12 protein-coding genes and 1 pseudogene are annotated in these 8,765 nt (G+C 67.5%); all 13 read right to left on the bottom strand.

The window, feature by feature from the left end:
* Positions 1-117 precede the first annotated feature (117 nt).
* Positions 118-552 carry a hypothetical protein gene (locus tag MKK54_RS08480; protein ID WP_244010359.1) on the bottom strand — a complete coding sequence of 145 codons (435 nt, stop codon included), beginning with the start codon at positions 550-552 and terminating at the stop codon, positions 118-120.
* 83 nt (positions 553-635) lie between these two features.
* Complete coding sequence (locus MKK54_RS08475; protein WP_244010358.1) at positions 636-1,181, bottom strand: hypothetical protein; 546 nt, start codon at positions 1,179-1,181, stop codon at positions 636-638.
* A gap of 29 nt (positions 1,182-1,210) precedes the next feature.
* Entirely contained in the window at positions 1,211-1,840 is a 630-nt protein-coding gene (locus MKK54_RS08470; RefSeq protein ID WP_244010357.1) for a hypothetical protein, read from the bottom strand.
* 2 nt (positions 1,841-1,842) lie between these two features.
* Positions 1,843-2,382: a hypothetical protein gene (locus tag MKK54_RS08465; RefSeq protein ID WP_244010356.1), complete on the bottom strand. Its 540-nt coding sequence runs from the start codon at positions 2,380-2,382 to the stop codon at positions 1,843-1,845.
* A 25-nt stretch (positions 2,383-2,407) separates the two neighbouring features.
* Positions 2,408-3,046 (bottom strand): annotated as a pseudogene (locus tag MKK54_RS08460) (DUF6441 family protein).
* Between the two features lie 23 nt (positions 3,047-3,069).
* Positions 3,070-3,429, bottom strand: a complete 360-nt coding sequence (locus MKK54_RS08455; protein WP_244010355.1) for a hypothetical protein — start codon at positions 3,427-3,429, stop codon at positions 3,070-3,072.
* Between the two features lie 3 nt (positions 3,430-3,432).
* Positions 3,433-3,741, bottom strand: coding sequence for a hypothetical protein (locus MKK54_RS08450; RefSeq protein WP_244010354.1), 309 nt, complete (start codon positions 3,739-3,741; stop codon positions 3,433-3,435).
* Positions 3,742-3,767: 26 nt separating this feature from the next.
* Complete coding sequence (locus MKK54_RS08445; protein ID WP_244010353.1) at positions 3,768-4,832, bottom strand: major capsid protein; 1,065 nt, start codon at positions 4,830-4,832, stop codon at positions 3,768-3,770.
* A 3-nt stretch (positions 4,833-4,835) separates the two neighbouring features.
* Positions 4,836-5,219 (bottom strand): head decoration protein, encoded by a 384-nt coding sequence (locus tag MKK54_RS08440; protein WP_244010352.1) that lies wholly within the window; start codon positions 5,217-5,219, stop codon positions 4,836-4,838.
* A 2-nt stretch (positions 5,220-5,221) separates the two neighbouring features.
* Complete coding sequence (locus MKK54_RS08435; protein ID WP_244010351.1) at positions 5,222-6,454, bottom strand: head maturation protease, ClpP-related; 1,233 nt, start codon at positions 6,452-6,454, stop codon at positions 5,222-5,224.
* Between the two features lie 39 nt (positions 6,455-6,493).
* On the bottom strand, positions 6,494-8,095 hold the full coding sequence (locus tag MKK54_RS08430) for a phage portal protein (protein WP_409564148.1): 1,602 nt from the start codon (positions 8,093-8,095) through the stop codon (positions 6,494-6,496).
* Between the two features lie 2 nt (positions 8,096-8,097).
* A complete protein-coding gene (locus MKK54_RS08425; protein WP_244010350.1) occupies positions 8,098-8,316 on the bottom strand; it encodes a phage head-tail joining protein in 219 nt (72 codons plus the stop codon).
* Between the two features lie 5 nt (positions 8,317-8,321).
* Positions 8,322-8,765: terminase gpA endonuclease subunit (locus tag MKK54_RS08420; RefSeq protein ID WP_244010349.1), on the bottom strand; the 444-nt coding region annotated here is incomplete at its 5' end.

The following is an 8,765-nucleotide window of genomic DNA, read 5'->3' as shown; positions in this document are numbered from 1 at the left end:
CGAAGGGCAGCTTGCGGTAGCCGGAGGACGGCGGGGTTCCGTAGGTGGTCTCGAACGCCGCCGCCATGATGGCGTTGGCACCTCTGGCGCGGGCCATGGTGTTCTCCTGGGGTGGGATCAGTTCAAGGGATCGGTCGTGCCGTAGACGGCGACGATGTTGACGAGAGCGTAGCGCGAGACGGCGGCGCCTTCGGTGGTCAGGCCTTCGGTCTGCGCAGCCTGCACCATGAGGTAATCGCAGAGGCCGCCGAGGGTCCGGTCTGCCGCCACGGCGGCGCCGACGGCCTGCATCATCGTGTCGAGGCGGATCTCGGCGCTGATGGTGCGTGAGGCGTTCGCCGCGATCTCGAGTGGGATCTGGTGCTCGTAAATCCAGGTGGTGGGGTTCAGCGTGACCTCGGGCTCGCCCGGGTCGCCGTCGTCCACATTGACGTAGCCGCCGGCCGGGATAGTCCTCTGCTTCTCCTCGTTCCGGTGGTGCCCTGCCTTGGGCAGGGCACCCTTCACGAGAGCGGCGACGGCCTGGATCACGCGCTCACGAGTGCTCGGCATCAGTCCATCCGTTCAGTTGCGGATCATGCGGAGAGCGGCGGCGGACGGGTGCTCCGGCGTTGCGAGCGCGATGGCGGCAGCGGTCATTGGGTCGGATCGGCGGCCCAGAGATTGACCTTCACGCCGGACGCCGAGCCTCCGAAGACGTTGAAGTTCAGGAGCGCGGCCAGCGACACGAGCATGGCCGGCAGGAACTGTGAGCGCTGCGCGCGGATCGTGACCGCCGTGTGCGTGTCGGTGCCGGCGGTCGCATCCGAGGTGAAGGCACGGCCCGTGACCTGCACGACGACAGGGCTGCCCGTGTCCTCGACCATGTTGCTGATCGGCGGAAGCTTGCCCGCCGCGCAGACTATCGGCCGAGCGAACGTCCAGGTCACCGTGCCGTCGGCCGCGGTGGTCATGACGGTTCGCTGGACGCGCGCCGCGTGGGTGTGGTCGGCACGAGCGTAGGCCACCGCGCCGCCCGTGGCGCCATCCAGCGCGGTCGCGGGTGGCATCACGGTTGCCGGCGCAGGCATGGCCGCCCGCACGGCGGCGTTGAGCTGACTGGCCGAAACGCCGGGCGGCGGGTAGCTCTGCGCCAACGCCGAACCCGACAGGCAGAGCAGCAGAGCAAGGGCTTGGCGCATGGGAGCCTCAGCCGAGAGCACGGACCGCATCAGCAGGCCGTGACGATGCCGCCAACGGTACGGAAATTGGTGGTTGGCGCGCCGGTACAGGTCACGCCGGCTGTTCCGGAGGCGTTGAACGCGGTGCCTCGGACGATTCCTGTCGCAACCATATTGCCCGCGGCATCGATACTCAGGATCTGTCCAACGTTCGCCGCCCCTGCCGCGCGCGCATAGATTTGGAACAGCGGACCGCCCCGCGTCTCGAAGCGGATGAAGCCACCCGGTGCCGTGTTGTCCTGGGTGCCGTCGATGCTCGTATCGTTGATGCCGAACTGAGCGAGGCGGTTGTCAACCTGGGCGGCAAACCCGACGCCATAGACCGGCGTCGAGCTATCCTGGATCGTGAAGCCGCGACCCATCTTGATCCGCGTGCCGTCGGACCAGACCCCGACGTTGCCCGCCGTGTCGAGCCTGATGACCTGCCCGGTGGACAAGCGGATGACGTTGCCGCTGCCCGTCGCCGCCAGGATCGGCAGGGTGACGGTGCCGGTGAGGGTCGGGTTGTCGATCGGGGCCTTCGTGGCGACCTGGGCCGCGATCGGCGGCAGGGTCAGGGACTGCGCCAGGGCGAGCGCCGGGACGAGGAGGGCGGAGACCGCCAAGAGGAGCCTGCGCATGGTCACTGCCCCTGAATGAACACGAGTGTCGCCGCGGCGGGCGAGGCAGCGTAGTAGGCGCCGACATGGGCGGGGGATTCGACCGTCGAACCGCCCTGTGCGCCGGCCGCCGCCGGGCCGTCGATCCCGTAGCTGTTGCCCGGTGCGACGCTCGCCGAATACCCGATGTCGATCGTGGTGTTGGCCGTCCGGTTCATGAAGAACGCGGTCTTCCGGTTGGCGTTGGCGGCGTTCACGAGGCACGCCGTGCTGGCCGCGCAGGCCGTGGTGGTCTGCGCACCCGTCGCGTCCGTGCAGACGATGTTGCCGCCGGCCGCGTAGGCCGGGAGCGTGCAGGTCAGGCGGGTGCGCGTGACGCCAGCGATGGTCGTCGAGCCGCCCCCGAAGCTGCCGACGACGTTGCCGGCGGCATCGTAGACGGCGACGGGCTGCAGCGTGATGCTGCTTGGCACTCCCGGGGCCTTGCTCGGCGGCACCTCGGCATGAATGCCGGCGCACAGCGCCAGATAGACCAGTAGGCCTGCGATGATGCGAAAGACCATGTCGGAAATCCCGGTAGGGAGGCTGTTAAAGCTTCCAGTTGGCGGCGATGGCGCCCGGCACGCGCTCGGCCCACTGCTTGGCCGTCGCCTCGACATCCAGGCGCTTGCGCAGCTTGGCCTGCCGGACCAGGACGAAGATGACGACGAACTTCCGGCCCGATGCCGGCCCCGCCTCTTTGATGGCCCGGAACGACTTGCGTCCCTGGTAGCGGGCCGCTTGGCGCCGGTAGAATGCGTCCGCGACCAGAACGCCGCCCGATTTCGTTGGCACGAAGCGCAGTTTCACGCCGGTCTCGCGCTGCCAAGCCTCCGGAGTGAGGCCGTTGCCGGTCTACCCCTTGGCCCGGCGCTTCGAGACCTGCCGGACACCCGCATCCGGGGTCGGGATCGCGAGGAACTTGCCGTTCTTCGCCGTGATGGTGACGCCGCGGTCGAAGGCGTCGATCAGCTTCGCCGCGTTCGAGTAGAGGTAGGCCGAGGCCTCGATGCTCTCGCCCGTCTTCGGGAAGGTGAGGCCGCGCCAGGTGTTTGCGAGGCGCTGCCCGAGCCCGGCGGCCACCACATCGGCGCGCAGATCCTGTTTCAGGCCGCCCGTCACGTCCCGCATGCCGGCGGTGACGGACTTCGCGACCTGTACCTCCGTGCCGGAGAGCAGCGCGGGCACGTCCGGGACCTGTGCGGAGAATTTCACGGGTCGTCCGGATCGTCTTCGGTGATAGGGGCGACCTCGCAGGTGCGCACAAGGCCGGAACCGTCCAACTTTGACAACCCGGTCACCGTGACGGTCTCTGCGGGAGCACCGTCTTCCTCATCAAGAATCTGCACCGTGTCGCCTTCGGCGGGGCTGGCGACCTCCGACGTTCTCACGTCGAGCAGCATCGCATTCAGATCGAACTGATTGCCTTGCAGGCCGACGATCCCGTCAGGGGATTTCCGGATAATGCGAACAGGAATGCCCTCACCGGCTCCCCCGACCCGCCACAGCGCATCGTCCGCCATGTTCGGGTCGTTGAAGATAGCGTCGATCGCAAGGCCGAACACGCTCATAGGTCAGGATCGCTTGGGAAGGCGCTTGTCGTCTTCGGCGACCGGCTCCGAATCGGGCTTGGGGGATTGTGCTGCCGGAACGTCGGGGCCTCGATCGCCATCACCACCCTCAGCCTCAGCCGACACGTGAGTGCCAGCCAGGAGGGCGGCCTGCGCCGCATCCCAGTCGAGGTTGATGATCTCGCCGTCCTTCTTGCCCTTCTCGCGAAGCCGCATGTCGTCCTCCGTGTGCCGATGGTGCCGTGCCGCGACGAGCCGGATAGCATCGCCGGGAGGGCCGGATGGGTAGGGGTCGACCTCGTCGGAGAGCATCCGACGAGGGGTTCCGACGATCACCGTCAGTTGCTGGAGAAGCCGCGAACCAGCGTCGCGGGACGCTTCACGAGCGGGAGCGGGTTCGACTCCGTGTGGATGTCGATGCCCTTGCCGAACTTGGCCCGCTCCAGGGGAGCGACGAAGACCTGATCGTCCAGGTTGGGGGCGATGTTGGTCTCGTCGATATGGTCCGGCGGCGCCCAGTAGTTCGTGAAGGTGTCGCCGGTGCCGATCGGGAAGAAGCGCACATCACCGTCCGGGATGAAGCGCTGGACGGTCGTGGTGCCGTCCTCGTTGAGCTTCGTCGCCTGCCCCCGATACTCCTCGAACGTGATGTTCTGGAAGGTGAAGCCCTTACGCAGATCGTTGCGCAGCGGGTTCTGGGTGGCGACGAAGTACTTGTAGGCCTCCTTCACGCTGGCATGCGTGACGAAGCGGTCGAACCAGGACGGCGACGCAAGAGCGCCGACGCTGGTCATGGTGTCACCGAAGAGGTTGTCCTCGATGTAGCCGGAGACCTCACGGCACTTGCTGCCGACGTCCGTGCCCGGGGTGCCGAGGGCGAAGTCCACGGCCTTCTGGGTGATGCCGAACTCGGTGAAGAGGTTGATCAGCGGCGAACCGTCGTAGTCACGGATCACACCCGCGATGGCACTGACGCGCAGGCTCTCAAGGGTGATCGCGTGCTTGCGCCGCATGGTGATCAGCTTGCGGTTGACCATGCCGAGCACTGTCTCCAGGCCGGCGGCCGTGGCGACGCCACCGCCACCCGCACGCATCAGCATGTTCTGCACGTCAAGCGCGAGAACGCTGTCGTCATGCGGGATATGCGGCACGGCAAACGCCTTGAGCCGGGCGCGCTCGGGGGTGCCGAGAGTGGCCGGCGCCCCGCGCTGGCGCGTCGGAAGCAGGTTCAGCACGCCGTTGTGGATATCGATGGTCACCGAAGTGGTGGCGATCGGCTCGTCGTTGAACAAGCCGAGCTCGTTCAGCCGCCCGTAGCTGTTCGGGACGACGTTGACGCTGTCCGTCAACGAACTGGCGGAGAACGCAGCGTTGTTGATGATGTCGAGGATGATATCGGGCATCGTTCAGGCTCCTTCACGGACCTTGATGCCCACGGTGCGCAGCTGGCCGATGGCCGCCGCACGCTTCGTCGCATCGTTGATGGTGGACCCCCAGGTCAGGCCGGCATGGCTGACCAGGGCATGGCTCTCGACGACGACGCAGGGGACGTCGGCGGACGTGGCGTCGACCGGGGCGACAAGGATGGCATTCGCGGTTTGCGAGCCATCGGCGCCCGTGGCGGCGGCGGGGACGTACTTGCCGGTGGCCGTCACGCGGGCGAGGACGGTGCCGGACACGAGGACGCCAGAACCGCTGGCGACCGTGCCGGTGCCTCGCGAGTAGTAGGACCCCGCTTCGTACTTGAGCCAGTCGCTCACGTAGACGGGGCTGTTCAAAGTCGCAGCCATGATCAGGCTCCCTTCTTCATGTGGCCGGAGCGCTCAAGCTGAGCGCGCATGTTGGATTTTGCGGCTTCCGGTCCGGCGACGGCCGGGGGCTTCTCCGCGACGTGGTGGGACGAGACGGAGGTCGCCTCGTCCTTGGCGACAAGCTTGTCGAAGAGGGCTGCCCGCGCCTGCTCGACGGACTTGCCCGCATTGATCAGTTCGGCCGTCATCGTCTCCGGAATGGCCGGGTCGGCGCGACGGGCGAGCGCGACGAGGTTCTTGATCTCGCCGGCGGCGCCGATACGATCCTTGGCCTGGGCGACAGTCGCACCCTCGGCGATGAGGTTCGCCGCCATGGCCGGAACGCCGCCTGCGACGCAGAGGGTGACGATCTCGGAGGCGTCGGCGCGCGACATGCTCGCCGGGGTGGTGGCTGCGGGCTTGGCGCCCTCCACGGCGGCGGCGAGCGCGGCCGCCGGGTTCTCGGGGATAGCGGGTTCGTTGCCCGCCGGTGCGTTCGCCATGGGTTTTTCCTTTAGGCGTGGGGGGACGGCCGGCGAGGCCGCGGTGGGGCGAGCGCGGTTGGTCCACGCGCGCCGGTCAGCCAAAGCGACGAGGCGCTCGGGCGGATGCTGGTAGAGGCGGAAATCGAATGCCGTGGGCTCGGGGCCGACGATCTCGACGCCTTCGTCGATCTCGATGCGATCGGTCTGGACATCGACGCCGCCAACGATCCCGCGAAGCTGCACGCGGTCGGCATAGCCGGCGGTCACCGCCTCCTCGGGCGACATCCATAGCTCGCCCTGCATATCGGCGCGGGCCTCATCCACGGTGCGCCCGGAGCGATCGGCGTAGATGCCGGCCATGGCGGTCGCGAGCGCGGTGAGCGCCTTGATCTGCAGCTGATGCTCGGCGATCGTCCCGAAGGTGAAGCCGGACGGGTCGTGGATCATCATGATGGCACCCATGGCCATCACGATCTCGTCGCCCGCCATGGCGATGACCGAGGCTGCCGAAGCGGCGATGCCCTCGACGACGATCGTCTTGCGCCCGGTATGCGCGGTCAGCGCCGCGTGGATTGCGGCCCCCTCCGTCGCGATACCCCCGCCGCTATTGATGCGGATGGTGACGTCCTGCCCGCGGCCGACCTGCGCGAGCGCGAGGATGACTTCGGCAGAACAGAAGCTGTCATCCCAATAGAGGTCGCCGACCGTCCCGGTGAGGACGATCTCGTTCCCCGTGACCAGTACGGCCATGGCGGTTCCTTCGGTTGTCGTCGGTGGATAGGTCGCCGGTCAGTCCGCTGAAGCGGCGCCTGCCGCTGCTGGGGCTTCAGCCGCATCGGCTGCGATGCCTGCAGACCCGGCCTTCTGCCGCCCGTCGCTGGCGTAGGTCAGCCCAAGCGCATCGGCACGGGCATTGTCCTGGGCGTTCTCGGCGTCGATCGCCTCGGAGTCGTAGCCGCCCTCAGAGACCTTCTGCGACCGGGTCGAGAAGCCAGCGCGGATTTCCATCTGCTTGCTTTCGACGTCCTGCACCGGGTGGATGTACGGCCACGCCTGGGGCGTCCACTTTACCGCGTAGGCGTCCTGGCGCCGCATGCCGGCCGGGAGTACGAGGGCGCCGGACAGCAGTGCGAAGTCGATCCAGCGCATCCAGACCGGGCGGCACACTTGGAAGACGACGTGATGATGCTGCCATCCCTCGATGGCGCGCCGGAAGTCGTTAAGGGCCGCACGCAGCGTGCGGTCGTTCAACTGGCTATAATCGCCGCTCAGCAACTCGTAGAGCGTGCCAGCCGCCGTCGCGATGCCACGCAAAGATTGCCGCACGAAGGCCTCGAAGTTCGGGCCGACATCCTTCGGGTCGCTGAAGGTGACGTCTTCGTCGTCGTCGAGGACCTGAAGCGTACCGGGCTCAAAGGCCAAGCCGGCCGATCCCGCTCCATCTGCATCGTCTGCACCGAGCGGCGACTCGCTGTCGGCGACCCGCTTGATGAAGCCGACGAACATCGCCGAGTTCTTTTTGCGCACCAGCTCGGCGTCGAGGTAGCCGCTGAGGTCGTAGAGGGTCTGAAGCGCCGGAGCTAACCAGGGCTCGCCGCGATCCTGGCCGGGCCGCATCGCTCGATAGAGGTGGCAGATGTCGGCGGCCTGAACGAGGGTTTGGTTCAGCCCTCCGGTGCCGCCGAGAATGCCATCGCCGGGGTGCTCGCGGTAGAGCCAGTATCCGGTCCGCGCGCCAATCTCGTTGTACTGGATACCCTGCCGAATGCGCTCGGAAGGGCTATTCTTGAAGACATCGCAGTGGTCGCCTTCCAGGACCTGCAGCTGGAGCGGCACGGAAAGGCCGTCCGTGAGGCGGCGCGGTCGCATCCGCACGAAGCACTCGCCGCCCTCGATCATGCCGCGTACGGCGATGGCCTGGAGGCCGTAGAAGTCGTGGGCACCGATCGAGTCGGCTTGGTCGGTCCAATCCCACCAGAGCCGCGTCACCGCTTGCCGGAATTCCTCACTAGCCTTGTTCGCGGCCTTGGTATGGGTCTTGTTCATCCCCACGGTTGAGATCGCCGCGGTGCTCTGGGGCTTGATCCCAGTGCCGATGATATTGGTGACGAGGCGGTCGACGGCGGCCCGGGCGTAGGGGTTCTTCCGAGCCTGATCGCGGGACTTCCGGCGCAACTCGTCGAGCGAGTAGGTGATGGCCGTGTTCGGCCCGTATCCGCCCACCCGCCACGCGCGGGAACGTCGGCCGAAGCCGCCAGCCGCATCGTACGGCGCGGCCTCACGCCCAACGTCCGTTCCGATCGGGGCACCGGACAGGTCGGCCGAGGCCGTAGCGGGAGCGGAGGCTTTCGCCGCTCCCTTGCTGGTCCTGGTGCGGGCAGGCTTGCGCACGCTCAGAACCCGCCCGAGGACGTCATGACGATGCGCCGCGTCCGCACGCGGCCGACATTAGCAGCGGCGCCTACCTCCTTCTCCATGTCGACTAGGATCTGCCGCATCTCGCTGAGAGAGCGGTAGGTGATCCGGCCCCGTTCCGGGTAGTCGACGGTGAGAGCGCCCGATCCGATGGCCTGCTTGAGGCTGTCGACCTGCTTCTGTGTATATCCGGCCATGTCGCCTACCTCATGAACCGACTTCGAACGACGCTGCGTCGCCCACGTTTCTGCTGAGTCGCCGAGACGGTGGCGACAACCTCGGAGGTGGCCGCGTCCTCTGGAATGATGGCTGTCCGGATCCGCTCAATACCCAGTGCCCCTTCGAGGTCGCGCCAGTGGACCTCACGCCAGCGGTCCCAGCCGCGCATGGCGGCGAGCCCGCGGGCGTAGTTCGCGCAGTCCAGCACCTCGTTGCGCCGGCCGCCGATCGGCACCCACTCGCGCCGGGTTCGGCCCCGCTTCACGGCGGTGACCAGTTCCTCGGCGGTCAGCTGCTTGACCTGATCCTCGGTGACGTCGTCCGGGAGGTGGACGAAGCCGGCCGGAAAGGGCTTGCCCTCGGGCGGGCGGTGGAGCGCCAGGCACCCCATGAGTTCCTGCTTGGCGAACGAGGCGCCGATCCGGAT

It is taken from the genome of Methylobacterium sp. J-068, assembly GCF_022829445.1.
Classification (GTDB): Bacteria; Pseudomonadota; Alphaproteobacteria; order Rhizobiales; family Beijerinckiaceae; genus Methylobacterium.
This window is presented reverse-complemented; position numbering and strand designations above follow the sequence as displayed.